The organism is Allobosea sp. 05T438, assembly GCF_056396025.1.
On the sequence record NZ_JBFTKQ010000002.1, the window covers coordinates 793,177 to 811,255 of the forward strand.

Below are 18,079 nucleotides of genomic sequence, written 5' to 3' on the forward strand. Positions count from 1 at the left end.
GCGGGAAGCCGGGTTGGTGAATTTCGCGCATGAATGACTGAGCACGCCGCGCTTGTCGAGAGGCGCCTCAACTCGTCGGCGCACATTCTCCGAGCAGCCAGTCTCGGAAGGCGACGACCGTCGGCAGATTGGCCTTCTCCTCGGGATAGACAAGGTAATAGCCGTCCTTGCCCGTCACCGGCCTGTCGATAGGGATGACGAGCGAGCCCGAGCGCAACTCCTCCTCGACCAGAAAGCGTGGCACGATGGCGAGCCCGAGCCCCGCCACCGCCGCCTGTGCGATCATGGCGAACTGCTCGAAGCGCGGCCCCATCAGCGCGCGTTCAGGCGCCAGCCCCTGTTGTTCCAGCCAGTTGGCCCAGGCGCGCGGACGCGTCGATTGCTGGAGCAGCGGCACGCGCAGCATGTCGGCCGGGGCGGCGATACCGGCGCGCACAAGCAGGGACGGCGCGGCGACGGGCACAACCTCCTCGCCCATCAGCCGGTGCAGCCGCGCGCCCGGCCAGCTCTCCGCCCCGAAATGCACGGCAGCATCGACCTGCTCGCGGGCGAAATCGAACGGCACCAGCCGCGTGGTGAAGTTGATGGTGATGCCGGGATGCGCCTCGATGAAGCGCGGCAGGCGCGGGATCAGCCAGCGCGTGCCGAAGGTCGGCAGCGTCGCGAGGTTCAACACCCCTGCTGCCCCGCGAAAAGCCATGGCCGAGACGGTCGCGGCGGCAAGCCGCGAGAGTCCGTCCCGGATCTCGGCAGCATAGGCGGCGCCGGCCGCGGTCAGACTCACCCGCTTCTTGACGCGCTCGAACAGGCTGACGCCGAGCACTTTCTCCAGATGCGCGACCTGGCGACTGACCGCGCCCTGCGTCAGGTTGAGCTCCTCCGCCGCACGGGTGAAGCTGCCATGCCGGGCAGCCGCCTCGAAGGCGGCGAGCGCGGAGAGCGAGGGCACCGAGAGGCGGCCGGGAACGAGTGCATCATCCATGAGAATTTCTCACCAAGTGGTGAGAACATATCGGTTGCCGCCCCCCTATGAAAGAGGGCATTCTCCCGGCCCAAAGCGCGGCGGCTCCGGTTTCCGCGCCATTGCTTCATGCGCCTCGGGGTTATCAGCCCTTTGGCATCCGCCCGCGACCGCTGGAAGACAACGATGGCCACACCTCTGCCGAAAGACACGCTCGCCCTGCTCAAGCGCCTCGGGGTTTCCGAGGCAGCCTATGCCGATGCCGGCCTGTCGGCGCGCTCGCCGATCACCGGCGAGACCGTCGTGACCCTGCGCGAGACGAACCCCGCCGAGGCCGAGGCCGCGATCGGCCGGGCGCAGTCAGCCTATCTCGCCTGGCGCAAGGTGCCGGCGCCGCGGCGCGGCGAGTTCGTTCGCCTGCTCGGCGAAGAGCTGCGCGCCGCCAAGACCGATCTCGGTCTGCTGGTGACGCTCGAAGCCGGCAAGGTGACCTCCGAGGGCCTCGGCGAGGTTCAGGAGATGATCGACATCTGTGATTTCGCTGTCGGTCTGTCGCGCCAGCTCTACGGCCTGACCATCGCCACCGAGCGCCCGAACCATCGCATGATGGAGACCTGGCATCCGATCGGCGTCGTCGGCGTGATCTCGGCCTTCAACTTCCCGGTCGCGGTCTGGTGCTGGAACGCGGCGCTCGCCTTCGTCTGCGGCGACAGCGTCGTCTGGAAGCCCTCCGAGAAGACCCCGCTGACCGCGCTCGCCGTGCAGGCCATCGTCGAGAAGGCCATGAAGCGCTTCGGCCCCGAGGCTCCGGTCGGCCTTTCCGAGGTGCTGATCGGCGCTCGCGAGATCGGCGACATCCTGGTTTCCGACCACCGCGTCCCTGTCGTCTCGGCCACCGGCTCGACCCGCATGGGCAAGGAAGTCGGCCAGAAGCTGGCGTCGCGCTTCGCCCGCGCCATCCTCGAGCTCGGCGGCAACAACGCCGCGATCGTGGCGCCGTCGGCGGATCTCGACATCGCGCTGCGCGGCATCGCCTTCGCTGCGATGGGCACCGCCGGCCAGCGCTGCACCACGCTGCGCCGCCTGATCGTGCATGAAAGCGTCTATGACGCGCTCGTGCCGAAGCTCGCCAAGGTCTACGGCTCGGTGAAGATCGGCGATCCGCGCGAGGCCGGCGTGCTGGTCGGCCCGCTGGTCGACGAGGCCGCCTATCAGGGGATGCAGAAGGCGCTCTCCGAGGCCAAGGCCGAAGGCGGCAAGGTCCATGGCGGCGAGAAGGTCGATGTCGGCGCGGGCGGCTTCTACGTCCGTCCGGCGCTGGTCGAGATGCCCAAGCAGTGCGGCCCGGTCGAGCGCGAGACCTTCGCCCCGATCCTCTATGTGATGAAGTACAACTCCATCGACGAGGCGATCGCGATCCAGAACGCCGTCGGCGCCGGCCTGTCCTCCTCGATCTTCACACTGAACATGCGCGAGGCCGAGCTCTTCGTCTCGGACGAGGGTTCGGACTGCGGCATCGCCAACGTCAATATCGGCCCCTCGGGCGCCGAGATCGGCGGGGCCTTCGGCGGCGAGAAGGAGACGGGTGGCGGTCGCGAGGCCGGCTCCGACGCCTGGAAGGCTTATATGCGCCGCGCCACCAACACGCTGAACTACGGCACCACGCTGCCGTTGGCGCAGGGCGTCAGCTTCGACGTGGATGCGTGACGGATTGAGCTGAACAGCACCCGTCATTGCGAGCGAAGCGAAGCAATCCAGGAGCGGCAGCGCTCTACGTCCCCCCTGGATTGCTTCGTCGCTCCGCTCCTCGCAATGACGGTAAGTGGAAACAGGACGGGAGACGAACACCATGGCCGGCAGCCACAAGCTCGCGAAGTTCACCTGGGACGACGCCTATCTGCTCGACGAGCAGCTCACGGAAGACGAGCGGCTGATCCGCGACACGGCCCGCGCCTATGCGCAGGAGAAGCTCGCTCCCCGCATCCATGACGCCTATCTCGACGAGAAGACCGATCGCTCGATCTTCAACGAAATGGGCGAGCTCGGCCTGCTCGGCGTCACCGTCCCCGAAGAATATGGCTGCGCCGGCGCGAACTACGTCTCCTACGGGCTGGTCGCCCGCGAGGTCGAGCGCGTCGATTCCGGCTACCGCTCAATGATGTCGGTGCAGTCCTCGCTCGTGATGTATCCCATCTATGCCTATGGCAGCGAGGAGCAGCGCAAGAAGTACCTGCCGAAGCTCGCCAGCGGCGAGTGGGTCGGCTGCTTCGGCCTGACCGAGCCGGATGCCGGCTCCGACCCAGGCGGCATGAAGACCCGCGCCGAGAAGGTCGCCGACGGCTACAAGCTGACGGGATCGAAGATGTGGATCTCGAACTCGCCGATCGCCGACGTCTTCGTCGTCTGGGCGAAGTCGGCCGCGCATGACAACCAGATCCGCGGCTTCATCCTCGACAAGGGCATGAAGGGCCTCTCCGCGCCGAAGATCGGCGGCAAGCTTTCGCTGCGCGCCTCGATCACCGGCGAAGTCGTCATGGACGGCGTCATCGTGCCGGAAGAGAACCTGCTGCCGAACGTCTCGGGCCTGTCGGGTCCGTTCGGCTGCCTGAACCGCGCGCGCTACGGCATCTCTTGGGGCGTGATGGGCGCCGCCGAGGATTGCTTCCACCGCGCCCGCCAGTACGGGCTCGACCGCAAGCAGTTCAACAAGCCGCTCGCCCAGACCCAGCTTTATCAGAAGAAGCTCGCGGACATGCTGACCGAGATCACCCTCGGCCTGCAGGGTTCATTGCGCGTCGGGCGCCTGCTCGACGAGGGCAAGATGGCCCCCGAGATGATCTCGCTGGTCAAGCGCAACAACTGCGGCAAGGCACTCGACATCGCCCGCCAGGCTCGCGACATGCACGGCGGCAACGGCATCCAGATCGAGTATCAGGTGATGCGCCATGCGGCGAACCTCGAGACGGTGAACACCTATGAGGGCACGCATGACGTCCACGCGCTGATCCTCGGCCGGGCGATTACCGGCCTGCAGGCGTTCTTCTGAGCGCAATCAGGCGTCATGCCCGGGCTTGACCCGGGCATCTCGTCCCACGCGAACCTCCCCGGAGATGGTCGGGCCAAGCCCGACCATGACCCCCGAGTCGAACCCGCCATGACGACCCCTCCCCTCGCCGGCCTGCGCGTCCTCGAACTGGCGCGCATCCTTGCAGGTCCCTGGATCGGCCAGCTCCTGGCCGATCTCGGCGCCGATGTCGTCAAGGTCGAGGCGCCCGAGGGCGACGACACCCGCAAATGGGGCCCGCCCTTCGTCGAGGGCACCGGCGAAGAGCACCTCTCGGCGGCCTATTTCCATGCCGCCAATCGCGGCAAGCGCTCGATCACGGCCGATTTCCGCACGGCGGAGGGGCAGGCGCTGGTCAGGCGACTGGCCGCCCATGCCGATGTCGTCATCGAGAACTTCAAGGTGGGCGGCCTCAGCAAATACGGGCTCGACTCCGCCTCGCTGCGCAAGGAATTCCCCCGCCTGATCTATTGCTCGGTCACCGGCTTCGGCCAGGACGGCCCCTATGCGCCGCGCGCCGGCTACGACTTCCTGGTCCAGGGCATGGGCGGGGCCATGTCGATCACCGGCGAGCCGGCGGGCGCGCCGATGAAGGCCGGCTATGCGGTCGCCGACATCTACACCGGGCTCTATGCCTCGGTCGGCATCCTCTCGGCGCTGCGCCACCGCGATGCGACCGGCGAAGGCGCCACGCTCGATCTCGCCCTGCTCGACTCGCAGGTCGCCGTGCTCGGCAACCAGGCGATGAACTATCTCGTCGGCGGCAACCCGCCGCCCCGGCTCGGCAACGCCCATCCGAACATCGTGCCCTATGACGTGTTCCCGGTCGCCGACGGCCATATCATCATCGCGACCGGCAACGACGGGCAGTGGCGCAAGCTCTGCGACGTGCTCGGCGAGCCGGCACTGGCCGACCATCCCGACTATCTCGATAACAAATCGCGGGTGAAGAACCGCGTCGCGCTGACGGCGCGGCTGCACGAGCTTTGCAAGCGCCGGACCAAAGTCGATCTGCTGGCCGGGCTGGAAAAGGTCGGCGTACCCGCAGGGCCGATCAACGACATCGGCGAGGTCTTCGCCGACCCACAGGTGGTCGCGCGCGGCGTCAAGGTCGAGTTGCCGAGCGCTGCCGCGAAGGCCGGCCATATCCCGACCGTCGCCTCGCCCATCGTCATGAACGGCGTACGGCAAGTGGCAAAGCGGCCGAGCCCCCGGCTCGGCGAACATGCAGACGACATTTTGAACGATCCGGCCTGGGGCGGAGCCTCCGCGGCGGAATAACACACTCAGCCCTCATCCTGAGGAGCTGCGAAGCAGTGTCTCGAAGGATGGTCCAGTGCGCTCTGGAGCACCCTTCGAGACGCGGGCTTTGCCCGCTCCTCAGGATGAGGGCTCGCGAAAGGGACAGGGAACATGGCTAATCGCACCGGCGGGCAGATCCTCGTCGACCAGCTTCTGATCCATGGCGCCACCGACGCCTTCTGCGTTCCCGGTGAGAGCTATCTCGCCGTGCTCGACGCGCTGCACGACGCCTCGATGAAGGTCACCATCTGCCGGGCCGAGGGCGGCGCCTGCATGATGGCGGAAGCCGCCGGCAAGCTCACCGGCAAGCCAGGCATCTGCTTCGTGACGCGCGGCCCCGGCGCGACCAACGCTTCGCCCGGCATCCATATCGCCGACCAGGACTCGACCCCGCTGATCCTCTTCGTCGGCCAGATCGACGGCAGCATGCGCGAGCGCGAGGCCTTCCAGGAACTCGATTACCGCGCCGTCTTCGGCACGATGACTAAGTGGGCGACCGAGATCGACGATGCCGCGCGCATCCCGGAGATCATCAGCCGCGCCTTCCATGTCGCGACCTCGGGCCGGCCCGGCCCGGTCGTGATCGCGCTGCCCGAGGACGTGCTCACCGACCTCGCGGATGTCGCCGACGCGGAGCCCTATCAGGTCACTGAGCAGCATCCCTCGCCGGTGCAGATGGCCGATCTCGCCAAGCGCTTCGCCGCGGCCAAGTCGCCGATCGCGATCCTCGGCGGCTCGCGCTGGAGCCCGGAAGCGATCGCCGACTTCCAGGCCTTCGCCGAGCGTTTCGATCTGCCGGTCGCTGTCTCGTTCCGCCGCCAGATGCTGTTCCCGGCCGATCATCCGAACTTCGCCGGTGATCTCGGCATCGGCCCGAACCCGAAGCTGCTCGCCCGGATCAAGGAGAGCGATCTCGTCCTGCTCGTCGGCGGACGCCTCTCGGAGATGCCGAGCCAGTCCTACACCCTGTTCGGCATTCCCAATCCCGGCCGGCCGCTGGTGCATGTCCATGCCGATCCGGAGGAGCTGGGTCGCGTCTACCGGCCGACGCTCGCGATCAATGCTTCGCCCGCCGGCTTCTGCGCCGCATTGGCCGCGATCGAGCCCCCCAAGGCTCCGGCCTGGAAAGGCGCCGGCGCTGCCGCGCACGAAGCCTATATCGCCTGGAGCGAGCAGCCGGCGCCCGTGCCCGGTGAGTTCCACCCCGGCGAGATGGTGCGCTGGCTGCGCAGCCAGCTGCCCGACGACGCCATCTTGTGCAACGGCGCCGGCAATTACGCGACCTGGGTGCACCGCTTCCACCGCTTCAACAAGTTCGCGACGCAGCTCGCCCCGACCTGCGGCTCGATGGGCTATGGCGTGCCGGCCGCGATCGGCGCCAAGCGGCTCTTCCCGGAGCGCACCGTCATCGCCTTCGCCGGCGATGGCTGCTTCCTGATGAATGGCCAGGACTTCGCGACGGCCGTGCAATACGACCTGCCGGTGATCGTCGTCGTCGTCGATAACGGCATGTACGGCACGATCCGCATGCATCAGGAGCGCGAATATCCCGGCCGCGTCTCGGCGACGACCCTGAAGAACCCCGATTTCGCCGCCTATGCCAAGGCGTTCGGCGGCCATGGCGAGCGTGTCGAGAAGACCGAAGAGTTCGCCCCGGCCTTCGAGCGCGCGGTGAAGAGCGGCAAGCCCGCGATCATTCACTGCCTGCTCGACCCAGAGGCGATCACGCCGGCGAAGTCGCTCTCGACGATCCGGGCCGAGGCTTTCGCGGCCAAGGGCAAGCACTGATCGCGCCGAAGCAAAAAACTCGCCGTTGCCCCTGAACCGGCGCCGCGCCTTCCGCGACCAAACGTCGTTGAGGACACGACGCTGCGGAGGGCTCGGCGATGAGGCACGGATTTGCGATCCGGTTCGGGATGGCGGCTCTGCTGACCGTCGCAGCCGCGCCCGGTGCGGAGGCGGCCGGCTTCTTCGACAGTCTGGCGCGGGCGATCTTCGGCGCGCCCCGCCTGCGGGCCTCGCCGATCTATGAGTTCGACGATGACAGGCCCCGGGCGCGGCCACGCCCGCGGGCACCCGAAGCCTCCTCGAAGCCCAAGCTCCCGGTCGCCAAGCTGGACCCGCAGACCGACCGTCACTGGTATTTGAAGGACCCGACGCTGCGACGGGGCGATATTGTCGTCACCGCGAGCGGTGTGCTGGTCTATCAGGGGCGCGACAGCGATGCGGCGCACTCCAGCGATTTCGTGGCGCTCGGCGGCAGCGATCCCAAGGGCTGGAAGCAAAATCTGCAGACCGCAGCCGCGGGCGGCCGCACCATGTTCCAGAGCGCCCCAGGGAGGACGGACACCGCGGCGGCGGAGGCCGACCGAAGCGGCGAGGCGGCGAACGGTCGCTGAAGACGGTTACGACCAGCGCCGACCGAACCACATCCGGCCGAGCAGGCCATCGCGCCAGAGCAGCATATGGACGGCGACCGCCGCCACATGCGCGACGCCGAGCGCGATCAGGATGTTGCCGAGCTGATTGTGCAGCCACAGCATCCGCTGGTAGATGGCAGGGTTAGGACCGACCGGGTGCGGCACCGGAAACAGCCCGAAATAGAGCGTCGGGATTTGGATCGGCGCCGCCGCCGCCATCAGCAGCCCCGTGACCGGCAATGCCAGCAGGCAGAGATAGAGCCCGGCGTGAACGGTGCCGGCCGCGCCCCGCAGCCAGGGATTGCTCTCGAAAGGTCCCGGTTGCGGAATGGCAAGACGCAGCAAGAGCCGCAGCACCACGAAGAGCGCGATCGTCAACCCCACGGATTTATGGCGCTGATAGAGTTCGAAGCGGGAGATGAGGTCGCGGCTCTCGTCGCGCATCGGCCCTGCGATCCAGAACTGGAACAGCACGAGCAGCAGCGTCAGCCAGTGCAGCACGACGCTGGCCGGATGCCAGCGCGCCGGCCGCCCCGCCCCATCGCTCATCGCTTCAGGCGCCCCTTGATGACGATGTCCATCTGGTCGTCGACGATGTTCACGTCCCGGCCGATGCCATAGGCTGGCCGCAGGAAACTGCCGTTGGCCTGGAAGGGCAGCACGTCGCCGCGCCTCGCCCGCTCGATGTCTCCGTCCACGGTCGCCTTCACAGAGAAGGGCTGTGTCACGCCCTTGATCGTCAACCTGCCGCGGATGTCGAGGCTGTGCTCGCCAGTGCGCGACACGTTTTCGGAAACGAAGCTCGCCACGGGATAGTGCGCTGCATCGAGCATGCTCTCCCCGGCAATGAAGCCGTCGACCAGCGGTGAACCCGCCTTGATCGACGCCGTCTGCAGCGTCACACGGACACGACTTCGCTCGGGGTGGTCGAAATCGATGGCGAAGCTGCCTTCGTATCGCTCGAAGCGGCCGTTCGTGACCACGGCCCCGAAACGGTGCCCGATGAAGCTGATCTCGGTCGCACCCCGATCGAAGCTCCAGGCAGACTGGGCCTGCGCCTGCGATGCGGCCAGCAGGGCTGCGAGGCAGAAGCCAACGATCCTGATCATGATGGCACCCGGAAGCTGCCTGAGAAGCGGCAACCATCCGTCAACTTGAAGGAAATGCCATGGCCGCCAGAGCCGAAACACGAAAAGGTGATTCAAGGCAGACCTATCAAGGTTGACGGCGCCTTCCCGCGGACCCGGTCGATTGACCGGTCGTTAAGCGCGCCCGCGTCCTGTCGTTGAAACTTTGCATCGAGTCGTCAGTTGTTGTCCCGGCAGGGAGGCCGGCGAGATGGCGAGACGGTTGCGCGAGGTCGTATTTATCGCGGCGATGGCGAGCATCGCGGCAACCATGCCTGCGGGTGCCGCCGGCTTCCTCGACAATTTGGCCAATGCCCTGTTCGGACGGCCTCAACCGCGTCCGGTGATCGAGTTCGAGCCCTATGACCCGCTCAGCGTCACCGTTAAGCCTCACCGGAAACGCGCTTCGGCCGAGGCGGCCTCCAAGCCGAAGCCACCCGTGGTCAAGCTCGATCCCCAGCGGGACCCCGATTGGTATCTGAAGGACCCGACATTGCGACGCGGCGATGTGGTMGTCACAGCACGGGGCGTGCTGGTCTATCAGGGCCGCGACAGCGATCACATGATCGAGGGTGACTTTACCGCGCTAGGCGGCAAACCCGGCGAGAAGAGCTGGAAGGGCCAACTGCAAGCAGCCGCGGCCGGCGGCCGCAGCTTCTTCCGCGATTTCCGCGACGCACCACCCAGCCCGGCCGACATCTCGCTGGCCCAGCCGGTGGCGCAACGCGAATCCGCCCAGCCCTAGCCTTCCTGCGTCAGCCCCCCGGCCGGACACCGTCAAAGGTCGAGCGGATGGCGCGCGCCAGCGCGATCGCCGCCCAGCCCTGAAAGATCAGCTCGATCGCCAGGAAAGTGCCGAGTACCCACAGGCTCGAGCCGGGCCATTGCGCCAGGATCATGCCGCCGAGCAGCAACGACAGCGCGCCGGAGAACGCGACCCAGCCCCAATAGGGCAGCTCCCGGTTCTGGAACGCCATGATGAGGCGCAGCACGCCCGTCGCGACCAGGGCCGCACCGACCAGAAGGGTCAGCGAGGCCGTGGCGACCAGCGGATTGACGAAGGTCATCACGCCGACCGCGACGTAGAGCACGCCGATCAGGATGTGCCACAGGCGGCTTTTCCAGCCCTGATGGCGGAAGGCGTCGATCAGCACGACGATGCCGCCGACGAAGATCATGGCGCCGAACCAGATCGCACTGGCGAGGCTGAGCAGCGCCACGGCGCCGAGACCCAGAACGCCGAGGATGATGAGGACGATCCCCTCCGCCATCAGCCAGCCCCAACTACGCCGGAGCGGAATGAGATGCGTACCGAGAGAGGGAGGGGTGGAGACTCCAGACGGTGTGCTCATGGCGGCAGACTCCATTCCGGGCAGCCGCGACAGCCGGGCCGCCTCGTTCGACGACTCGCATGAGAAACCCACGCAGCGGTTGCGTCAATGATCTGACGCAAGCCGGGCGTCAGTAAGTGGCGCGCCTGCCCGAAAGATCGAAGACCGCACCCGTCGAGAAGCTGCAACACTCGCTCGCKAGCCAGGCGACCAGCTCGACCAGCTCCGCGACCTTGCCGAGCCGCTTCAGCGGGCTCTTGGCGACCATGGCCGCGACCGTCTCCGCTCATCTGCTGCAGCAGATCGGTCCCGATGGCGGCCGGCGCTCCGCCATGGCCGCTTTAGCCGAGCTTTTCGGCAACGAGCTTGCGCAGGCTGCGCAGGTCCTTGACGAAGCCGCGGATGCCTTCCGCCAGCTTCTCCGTCGCCATCGCGTCCTCGTTCATGGCGAAGCGGAAGGCCTTCTCGTCGAGCACGAGCTTTTCCGGAGCCTTGCCGGGCGCCTCGCGCTTGAGCTTGCGCGGCAGCTCCCCGGTCGCGCCGGCGAGCTCGTCGAGCAGGCCCGGGCCAATGGTCAGCCGGTCGCAGCCGGCCAGCGCCTCGATTTCGCCGGTGTTGCGGAAGGAGGCGCCCATCACCACCGTGTCGATGCCGTAGGTCTTGTAATAGGCATAGATCGACCGGACCGAAACGACGCCGGGATCGGTCTCGGCGGTGTAGGGGCCGCCGCCGGCCTTGACGTGCCAGTCGAGGATGCGCCCGACGAAGGGCGAGATCAGGAAGACCCTGGCGTCGGCCGCAGCGACCGCCTGCGGCAGCGCGAAAAGCAGCGTCAGGTTGCAGTCGATCCCCTCGGCCTGCAGCACCTTGGCCGCCTGCAGCCCTTCCCAGGTCGAGGCGACCTTGATCAGGATGCGGTCCTTGCCGACGCCGCGCTCCTTGTAGGCGGCGATGATGGCGCGGGCCTTCTCGATGCTTGCCTGCGTATCGAAGGAGAGATCGGCATCGACCTCGGTCGAGACACGGCCGGGCACGATCTTGGCCAGCTCGGTGCCGAAGCTCACCGCGAGGCGGTCGCAGACGGCATGGACCGCCTTCTCGCCGCCACCCTGCTTCTTGCCCCAGCCGATCGCTTCGTCGACGAGATGGGCATAGGCCGGGGCCTCGACGGCCTTGAGGATCAGGGTCGGATTCGTGGTGCAGTCGACCGGCTTCAACCGGCGCACGGCCTCTATATCGCCGGTGTCGGCGACGACAGTGGTCATTTCGCGGAGCTGGTCGAGCTTGGAGGCGGTCATTGATCTATCCTCGACAATTCTTCTTGTCATAACGCACGCAATGTGACGCCTGTTCGCCGCCATTGCGAGAGCGATGAAGCAGTTCTGCCATGCGGCGGAATCACCCGCGCGTCATGCCCGGGCTTGACCCGGGCATCTCTGGAGGGAGAAGCGCTCCTTCTGGCCCTAGATTCTCGGGTCGAAGCTTCGCTTCGCCCGAGAATGACGAGTTCATCAGCTCTTCACCGCGCCCGAGGTCAGGCCGCTGACCATGTTCTTGCGGAAGCCGTAATAGATCACGGCTGGCGGGATGGCATAGAGCAGACCCGCCGCCATCAGCAGGTTCCAGGGCGCATCGTCGGCCGAAAGGAAGAGGCCGAGGCCGACGGCCAGAGGCACCGCCTTCTCCGAGGAGAGCAGCAGGAAGGCGTAGAGATACTCGTTCCAGGCGAGCAGCAGCGCGTAGATGCCGATCACCACCATCGAGGGCTTCATCAGCGGCAGATAGACCAGCCGGAAGAGCTGGAGCGAGGTGGCGCCGTCCATCACCGCCGCCTCGTCGAGCTCCTTGGGCAGCTTGTCCGAGGCCTGCTTGAGCACCCAGATCGCATAGGGCGAGGCCAGCGCGACCATGGCGAGGATCAGCGAGGCCTGCGTATTGAGCAGCCCGTAGGAGCCCATCGCCTTGTACATGGGGATGGCGAGGAAGGCGGCCGGGATGAGATAGGTCGCGAGCGCGAGATTCATCATCGTGCGCCCGCCCTTCACCTTGAGCCGGGCGATGGCGAAGGCGGCGAGCGTCGCGACGAACAGCGTGATCCCCCCCGTCGCGATCGCGATGAAGAAGCTGTTGAACAGCTGCCGCCAGAAATTATGCAGGTAGTAGTGCTGCTGGTTGAAGACGATCTGGAAATTCTGCAGCGTCGGGTTGTCCGGCCAGAGCTTGCCGGCCAGCATCGACTCCTGGTTCGAGATCGACAGCACGAAGAGGTGGTAGATCGGCAGCAGCGTCCAGATCAGCACGGGAATCGCGATCAGGATCAGCTTGCCTTCGTCGAGGAACTTCCTCATGCGTCCGCTCCCTTCGACAGGCGCTTCACCATCACGAAGACCATCGGCAGGATCAGCGGCATGGCGACGATGATCGAGGCGATGCCGAGATCGAGATTGTTGTTGCGCATATAGCGGATGCCCAGCGTCGCGAGGACGTGATTGAGGTCGCCGGGGCCGCCGCTGTTGAGCAGATAGACGCTGTTGAAGTCGCCCAGCGTCCAGATCATCGAGAGCATGGTCGAGGTGACGTAGAGCGTCGCCAGCGAGGGCCAGGTGATGAAGCGGAACTGCTGCCAGCGATTGGCACCATCGACGCTTGCCGCCTCGTAGAGGTCCTGCGCGATGGCGAGCCGGCCAGTGATCAGGATCAGCGTCCAGAACGGCAGCGACTTCCAGATGTGGACCATGATCGACATGGCGAAGGCGAGCGTCGGATCGGTCAGCCAGCCCGGCCCCTCCATGACGCCGAACCACTGGAAGAGCTGCTGGTTCACCATGCCGTTCTCCGGGTTCAACATCACCCGGAACGACAGGATGGTCGGGATCGAAGGCACCGCCCAGGGCAGGATGAACAGCACCAGCACGAAGCGGATCCAGGCCCGCTGCTGCACGAAAAAGCCGGACAACCCCAGTGCGATGAGGAACTTCAGGTTCACCGCCACGAACAGGAAGATGATCGTATTGACGACGGTGCGCAGGAAGATCGGGTCGGCGAAGAGCGCCTTGTAGGAGTTCCAGTTGAGGCCGAGCCAGAGGCCATAGCCAACCGGGTAGACCACCATCACAGCGAAGACGAGCACATAGGGCGCCAGCATGATCGCACCCCAGGTCGCGCGGTCGCGCGTGAAGCCCGATTTATCCTCACGCGGTGCCGAAATCGGCGCTGTCATGGCGGCAGTGCTCATGGACTCTCCCTGGAATTGTCACCCGGTGAAAGCTCCGCCGCGGCAGGCATTGCCGCGGCGGATCGAGGATGCGAGCGTAAGGGACGCGGGGCCCTCAGATCGCCGGGGCGGATACGCCGATCCGCTCCGACGATCGATGTTCTCGTTCCTGCATCGGATTCTTCCGAAAGGCGGCTTCCACCTTTCGGTCCAATGCTTACCCGGCGATCTGCTTGATGCGGGCGATCATCTCGTCAACGGCCTGTTCGGCCGGGATCTTGTCCTGAACGACGCGGTTCACGGCCTTGGCCCAGACGTTCTCGGCGTTCACGGTCGTGAAGTTGTAGTTGTAGACGAACTGGAACGGCACGGTGCCGTCCTTGTACTGCTTGTAGACGACCGCGCGGTGCGGGTCCTTGCCGTCAGACCAGAACGGCGCCTCGATGCCCTTCAGCGTCGTCGGGACCCAGCGGCCGGCCGAGCCTTCGACGAACGGCCGCAGGTTCTCGTCCTTCATGAAGAAGGCCATGAATTCCTTGGCGCGCTTCTTGTTCTTGGCATCGGCGAAGATCACCGCCGTCTTGACCGCGGCAAGGTTCGTCATCTTGCTGCCGTCGGCCTTGAGCGGGAACTCGGCCGTGCGAATGTTGTCCTCGTAGTTCTTCTTCGCCTGCGCCCGCTGCTCGGCCGTGAGCGAGGGGTTGTTCATGTCGTCCATATGCTTGCCGGCGATCGAGATCGTGGCGTTGTGCGTGGCGACAGTCGTGCGGTTGTGGAAGGCGACGTTGTTGTCCGGGTCGAGCCAGTTGACGGAGGACGGCGGCGTGCAGCCGCGCTGGAAGATGTTGGCGTAGGACTTCACCGCCTCGACCATCGCCTTCTTGTTCTCGGGCTGGTCGAGCACGATCTTGCCGTTCTCGTCGACGACCTTGGCGTTATAGGCGTTGGCGAAAGTCAGGAAGGAGTAGAAGGTGTCGGAGGCGGCGATGCCCATCGGATGGCCGATGCCGTAGATGCGCTTGCCCTTGGCGCGCAGCGAACCCTGCACCTTGTCGCACCAGAAGTCCCAGTAGCCGTCCCAGGTCTTCGGGATGTCGGCCTCCTTGAAGCCGGCCTCCTCCAGCATGTCCTTCCAGTAGGTGATGTGCATCATCTGCTGCTCGACCGGGAAGGCATAGTAGGACTTTTTGCCGGCCTTGCCGTTCATCAGGAAGGTGGTCGAGAGCGCCATAGGCTGCAGCTCGGACTTGAGCGGCTCAAGCACGTCCGAGACGTCCTCGAGCTTGCCGTCATAGGCCCATTTTCCGGTCGTGCGGAAATCATAGGTGGTGCAGAAGCCGACATCCGGCGGCGTGCCGGCATCGACGGCGCCGACCGACTTGGTGACGCAGTCCTCGGTCGCATAGAGCGAGAGCTCGACCTTGACGCCGGTTGCCTTCTGGAACTTGTCGACGACCGCCAACAGCGCGTCGTCCTCGCCCTTATAGAAGCCCTTGGTGAACCAGGCGGTGAGGACTTCCTGCGCCGAAGCAGCCCCGGTCCAGCCCGCGAGGACCGCGGCGACGGCGGTGCCCATCGCGAAATTTCGAGCCAATTTCATCAGATAACCTCCCTTTTAAACCGTTTTAATTCGACGTTTTTGATCGCCTTGCCGCGACCCTAGTCGAAAAGCCCCGCACGAAACAAGACGGTCCGGCTCTCCGCAAATAGTATTTTTAATTCCAAACTGGACCGGCCCGGGCACAGCTTCCGGCAGCGGTTTCATGGAACCGTCATCTACGCGGTCTACGCGCAGCGCCATCTCGCAATCGCGATTCAGAGACGGAGAGTTCCATGCAGCCCAAGGCCTTGAACGCCTTCATCATTGCGGCCGGCCTTGCCGCCGCGTCCGGCGCGCTCGCGGCCGAAGGCAAGCTCGTACTCTACACCAGCCAGCCGAACACCGACGCCCAGCAGACGATCGACGCCTTCAAGGCGAAATACCCAAAGGTCGACGTCTCCTTCGTCCGCGACGGAACGCCGCGCATCATGGCGAAGCTCAAGGCGGAATTCGAGGCCGGCGCCCCGCAGGCCGACGTGCTCCTGATCGCCGATTCGGTGACGATGGAAGGCCTCAAGAAGGACGACAGGCTGCTCGCCCACGACAAGGCCGATGTCGCCGCCTACCCGGCCGGCGTCCATGATCCCAAGAAGATGTGGTTCGCGACCAAGCTGATCACCACCGGAATCGTCTACAACACCAAGGCGGCGATGAAGCCGGCGAGCTGGACCGATCTCACCAGGCCGGAAGCCAAGAACCAGCTGGCCATGCCGAGCCCGCTGAACTCGGGCGCCGCGCTGATCCACACGATCACGCTAACCGGGAATCTGAAGGACGGCTGGGACTTCTACGAGAAGCTCAAGGAGAACGGCACGCTGGCCGCCGGCGCCAATGGCGACATCCTGCGCCAGGTCGCCACGGGCGAGAAGCTCTACGGCATGATCGTCGACTTCATGCCGATCCGCGAGAAGGCCAAGGGCGCGCCGGTCGAGTTCGTCTTCCCGAGCGAGGGCGTCTCCGCCGTCAGCGAGCCCGTGGCGATCCTGAAGAGCACGAAGAACCCGGAGGCCGCGAAGGCCTTCATCGACTTCCTGCTGTCGAAGGAGGGCCAGGAACTCGCGCTGAAGCAGGGCTATGTCGCGGCCCATCCCGATGTCGCCCTGCCCGCGGGCTACCCGGCGCGCAGCGCGATCAAGCTGATGTCGTTCGACGCCGCCAAGGCGCTCGCCGACGAGGCTGCGGCGCGCAAGCGCTTCAGCTCGATCTTCGAGTAAGGTCGCTTCCATGCTAGGGGCGCCGGCGCCATGACGCTGGCCATCGACCAGAACACGAAGCGGGAGCCCGCGCTCGCGGCACCGCCTCTGCTGCCTCTGCGGCTGCCGGACGGCCTCGGCCTGCCGGCGCTCGTCGTCGCGGTCGCGCTGCTGCTCGGCGGGCTGCCCTTCTTCCGGCTCGTCGCCGCGGCCTTCGCTCCCGGCTGGCAGTTCGCGCCGGATGCCGCCTTCGCCGAGATGGCGAGCCGTTCCGCCGTCGCCGCGACCTGGCATACGCTGGAAACCGCCTGCATTTCCGCGCTCGGTGCTCTCATTGTCGGCGGCATCGTCGCTCTGGCTCTCGGCGTCACCGATGTGCGCGGGAAACGCCCCCTCGCCTTCTTCTTCGTCTTCTCGATGATGATCGCGCCGCAGGTCGCAGCGCTCGCCTTCCTCAGCCTGCTCGCGCCGAATTCGCAGATCCTTTCGCTCATCGGCCTCGCTCCCGCCCCGGGCACCCCCAATCCATTGCTGGGTCGCGGGGGCATCATCCTGGTGATGGCGCTCCACCATGCGCCGCTGGTCGCGATCACGCTCTGGACCGGCCTGCGCAGCATACCGCAATCGCTGGTCGAGGCGGCGCAGATGGAGGGCGCGTCGAACGCCACCATCACCGCGCGCATCATCATCCCGGTGCTGCGACCGCAGATCGTCGCAGCCGGCCTCATCGCCTTCGTTGCGGGCGTCGGCAATTTCGGCATCCCAGCGCTGCTCGGCCTGCCGGTGAACTATCTCACGCTGCCGACGCTGATCTATCGCCGGCTGTCGAGCTTCGGCCCGTCGAGCCTTGGCGAGACGGCGGCGCTTGCCGTGCTCGTCGGCATCGTGGCGGCGCTCGGCATCGTCGCGGGCACGCTGGTCGCCCGGCGCCAACGCGGCAAGGTCGAGATCGAGCGGCCGCTCGAACCCTACTGGCTGCTGGGCTCTGCCCGCCCCTTCGTCGCGGCCGGGCTCTGGCTGCTGCTGGCACTGAAACTCGGATTGCCCTTGCTGGCGCTGCTGAGCGAGGCGCTGACGCCCGCGCTCGGCGTCGCTCTATCCTGGCAAACGCTGACCTTCGACAAGTTCACTGAAGTTCTGCTCAGGCAAGCCGTGACCATGCGCGCCTTCCGCAACTCGCTGCTCTTCGCCGGCGCCGCCGCCGTGATCCTGGCCTTCCTCGCGATCGCTTTCGCCTATGGGCTGGAGCGGCGAATGGGCAAGCTGAGGCGTCCGATCGAGCTCATGATCGAGTTGCCCTATGCCCTGCCCGGCGTGGTCCTCGCCATCGCCTGCATCCTGATCTTCCTGAAGCCGCTGCCGCTGATCGGCGTGAGCATCTACGGCACGCCCTTCATCATCCTCTTCGCCTATCTCGCCCGATTCCTGCCGCTGGCGCTGAAGGCCCCCGTCGCGGCCATGGCCCAGATCGAGGCGCATCACGAAGAGGCGGCAAAGCTCGACGGCGCCAGCCTCTGGCAGATGCTGCGCTTCATCGTCGCCCCGATCCTGGCGCCGGCAGCCGCCGTCTCGGCGCTGATGGTCTTCCTCGTCGCGTTCAACGAGCTGACAGTCTCGGCGCTGCTGTGGTCCTCCGGCACCGAGACGCTGGGCGTCGTGCTGTTCAGCCTGAAGGAAGCCGGCCTCGCCGGCGAGGCCGCGGCCGTCGCCATCAGCGCCTCGGCCATCATCCTGGTCGCGATGCTGATCCTCGACCTGCTCGGCCGGCACCTGCCGCAGAACATCCTGCCCTGGCGCATCTAGGATGCCGCGCCGGCGGCGGCACAGTCGCAGCGCCGCCGTGACGAAAAATTAAGCTTGGGAGCGC

Annotated in this window: 17 protein-coding genes; 8 read left to right on the plus strand and 9 right to left on the minus strand. The window is 66.2% G+C overall.

Going from position 1 to position 18,079, the window contains the following annotated elements; all coding sequences use genetic code 11:
• Positions 1-67 precede the first annotated feature (67 nt).
• Positions 68-982: a LysR family transcriptional regulator gene (locus AC1DIN_RS07565; protein ID WP_441471424.1), complete on the minus strand. Its 915-nt coding sequence runs from the start codon at positions 980-982 to the stop codon at positions 68-70.
• A gap of 165 nt (positions 983-1,147) precedes the next feature.
• On the opposite strand from AC1DIN_RS07565, the gene amaB reads away from it, so the two are divergent.
• The 5 genes from amaB to AC1DIN_RS07590 all read left to right on the plus strand — a co-directional run bounded on the left by amaB (position 1,148) and on the right by AC1DIN_RS07590 (position 7,726).
• Positions 1,148-2,668: an L-piperidine-6-carboxylate dehydrogenase gene (gene amaB / locus AC1DIN_RS07570; protein WP_476809256.1), complete on the plus strand. Its 1,521-nt coding sequence runs from the start codon at positions 1,148-1,150 to the stop codon at positions 2,666-2,668.
• Positions 2,669-2,810: 142 nt separating this feature from the next.
• Positions 2,811-4,007, plus strand: coding sequence for an acyl-CoA dehydrogenase (locus tag AC1DIN_RS07575; protein WP_476809257.1), 1,197 nt, complete (start codon positions 2,811-2,813; stop codon positions 4,005-4,007).
• 108 nt (positions 4,008-4,115) lie between these two features.
• Positions 4,116-5,306: a CaiB/BaiF CoA transferase family protein gene (locus tag AC1DIN_RS07580; protein ID WP_476809258.1), complete on the plus strand. Its 1,191-nt coding sequence runs from the start codon at positions 4,116-4,118 to the stop codon at positions 5,304-5,306.
• Positions 5,307-5,438: 132 nt separating this feature from the next.
• Positions 5,439-7,115, plus strand: coding sequence for a thiamine pyrophosphate-binding protein (locus tag AC1DIN_RS07585; RefSeq protein ID WP_476809259.1), 1,677 nt, complete (start codon positions 5,439-5,441; stop codon positions 7,113-7,115).
• Positions 7,116-7,243: 128 nt separating this feature from the next.
• On the plus strand, positions 7,244-7,726 hold the full coding sequence (locus AC1DIN_RS07590; RefSeq protein WP_476809260.1) for a hypothetical protein: 483 nt from the start codon (positions 7,244-7,246) through the stop codon (positions 7,724-7,726).
• A 6-nt stretch (positions 7,727-7,732) separates the two neighbouring features.
• On the opposite strand, the gene AC1DIN_RS07595 is transcribed toward AC1DIN_RS07590, so the two are convergent.
• Together AC1DIN_RS07595 and AC1DIN_RS07600 are read right to left on the minus strand one after the other, a co-directional pair.
• On the minus strand, positions 7,733-8,296 hold the full coding sequence (locus tag AC1DIN_RS07595; protein WP_441471430.1) for a cytochrome b: 564 nt from the start codon (positions 8,294-8,296) through the stop codon (positions 7,733-7,735).
• Positions 8,293-8,856 carry a YceI family protein gene (locus AC1DIN_RS07600; protein WP_476809261.1) on the minus strand — a complete coding sequence of 188 codons (564 nt, stop codon included), beginning with the start codon at positions 8,854-8,856 and terminating at the stop codon, positions 8,293-8,295. The genes AC1DIN_RS07595 and AC1DIN_RS07600 overlap by 4 nt, the downstream gene beginning before the upstream one ends.
• 229 nt (positions 8,857-9,085) lie before the next feature.
• Here AC1DIN_RS07600 and AC1DIN_RS07605 point away from each other — a divergent pair, with 229 nt between their 5' ends.
• Positions 9,086-9,619 (plus strand): hypothetical protein, encoded by a 534-nt coding sequence (locus AC1DIN_RS07605; RefSeq protein WP_441471432.1) that lies wholly within the window; start codon positions 9,086-9,088, stop codon positions 9,617-9,619.
• A 10-nt stretch (positions 9,620-9,629) separates the two neighbouring features.
• On the opposite strand, the gene AC1DIN_RS07610 is transcribed toward AC1DIN_RS07605, so the two are convergent.
• From AC1DIN_RS07610 to AC1DIN_RS07635, 6 genes are all read right to left on the minus strand, one after another.
• A complete protein-coding gene (locus AC1DIN_RS07610; protein WP_441471433.1) occupies positions 9,630-10,226 on the minus strand; it encodes an HdeD family acid-resistance protein in 597 nt (198 codons plus the stop codon).
• Positions 10,227-10,335: 109 nt separating this feature from the next.
• Positions 10,336-10,473: a hypothetical protein gene (locus AC1DIN_RS07615; protein ID WP_476809262.1), complete on the minus strand. Its 138-nt coding sequence runs from the start codon at positions 10,471-10,473 to the stop codon at positions 10,336-10,338.
• Between the two features lie 73 nt (positions 10,474-10,546).
• Positions 10,547-11,503: a transaldolase gene (gene tal / locus AC1DIN_RS07620; RefSeq protein WP_476809263.1), complete on the minus strand. Its 957-nt coding sequence runs from the start codon at positions 11,501-11,503 to the stop codon at positions 10,547-10,549.
• Positions 11,504-11,716: 213 nt separating this feature from the next.
• A complete protein-coding gene (locus AC1DIN_RS07625) occupies positions 11,717-12,553 on the minus strand; it encodes a carbohydrate ABC transporter permease (RefSeq protein ID WP_441471436.1) in 837 nt (278 codons plus the stop codon).
• Positions 12,550-13,350, minus strand: coding sequence for a carbohydrate ABC transporter permease (locus tag AC1DIN_RS07630; RefSeq protein ID WP_441471585.1), 801 nt, complete (start codon positions 13,348-13,350; stop codon positions 12,550-12,552). Before AC1DIN_RS07630 ends, AC1DIN_RS07625 begins: the two co-directional genes overlap by 4 nt.
• A gap of 286 nt (positions 13,351-13,636) precedes the next feature.
• Positions 13,637-15,019 carry an ABC transporter substrate-binding protein gene (locus tag AC1DIN_RS07635; protein ID WP_441471437.1) on the minus strand — a complete coding sequence of 461 codons (1,383 nt, stop codon included), beginning with the start codon at positions 15,017-15,019 and terminating at the stop codon, positions 13,637-13,639.
• Positions 15,020-15,252: 233 nt separating this feature from the next.
• Between AC1DIN_RS07635 and AC1DIN_RS07640 the strand changes: the two genes are divergently transcribed.
• The gene (locus AC1DIN_RS07640; RefSeq protein ID WP_476809264.1) at positions 15,253-16,233 is read left to right on the plus strand and encodes an ABC transporter substrate-binding protein; all 981 of its coding nucleotides are present in this window, start codon (positions 15,253-15,255) and stop codon (positions 16,231-16,233) included.
• A 30-nt stretch (positions 16,234-16,263) separates the two neighbouring features.
• Complete coding sequence (locus tag AC1DIN_RS07645) at positions 16,264-18,015, plus strand: ABC transporter permease (protein WP_476809265.1); 1,752 nt, start codon at positions 16,264-16,266, stop codon at positions 18,013-18,015.
• Positions 18,016-18,079: the final 64 nt, after the last annotated feature.

Coding starts and splice junctions, on each gene's coding strand:
- AC1DIN_RS07640 (WP_476809264.1), top strand. CDS start 15,253: ATGCAGCCCAAGGCCTTGAACGCCTTCATCATTGCGGCCGGCCTTGCC.
- AC1DIN_RS07630 (WP_441471585.1), bottom strand. CDS start 13,350: ATGCTGGCGCCCTATGTGCTCGTCTTCGCTGTGATGGTGGTCTACCCG.
- AC1DIN_RS07610 (WP_441471433.1), bottom strand. CDS start 10,226: ATGAGCACACCGTCTGGAGTCTCCACCCCTCCCTCTCTCGGTACGCAT.
- AC1DIN_RS07635 (WP_441471437.1), bottom strand. CDS start 15,019: ATGAAATTGGCTCGAAATTTCGCGATGGGCACCGCCGTCGCCGCGGTC.
- AC1DIN_RS07645 (WP_476809265.1), top strand. CDS start 16,264: ATGACGCTGGCCATCGACCAGAACACGAAGCGGGAGCCCGCGCTCGCG.
- amaB (WP_476809256.1), top strand. CDS start 1,148: ATGGCCACACCTCTGCCGAAAGACACGCTCGCCCTGCTCAAGCGCCTC.
- AC1DIN_RS07565 (WP_441471424.1), bottom strand. CDS start 982: ATGGATGATGCACTCGTTCCCGGCCGCCTCTCGGTGCCCTCGCTCTCC.
- AC1DIN_RS07575 (WP_476809257.1), top strand. CDS start 2,811: ATGGCCGGCAGCCACAAGCTCGCGAAGTTCACCTGGGACGACGCCTAT.
- AC1DIN_RS07595 (WP_441471430.1), bottom strand. CDS start 8,296: ATGAGCGATGGGGCGGGGCGGCCGGCGCGCTGGCATCCGGCCAGCGTC.
- AC1DIN_RS07585 (WP_476809259.1), top strand. CDS start 5,439: ATGGCTAATCGCACCGGCGGGCAGATCCTCGTCGACCAGCTTCTGATC.
- AC1DIN_RS07625 (WP_441471436.1), bottom strand. CDS start 12,553: ATGAGGAAGTTCCTCGACGAAGGCAAGCTGATCCTGATCGCGATTCCC.
- AC1DIN_RS07590 (WP_476809260.1), top strand. CDS start 7,244: ATGGCGGCTCTGCTGACCGTCGCAGCCGCGCCCGGTGCGGAGGCGGCC.
- tal (WP_476809263.1), bottom strand. CDS start 11,503: ATGACCGCCTCCAAGCTCGACCAGCTCCGCGAAATGACCACTGTCGTC.
- AC1DIN_RS07580 (WP_476809258.1), top strand. CDS start 4,116: ATGACGACCCCTCCCCTCGCCGGCCTGCGCGTCCTCGAACTGGCGCGC.
- AC1DIN_RS07600 (WP_476809261.1), bottom strand. CDS start 8,856: ATGATCAGGATCGTTGGCTTCTGCCTCGCAGCCCTGCTGGCCGCATCG.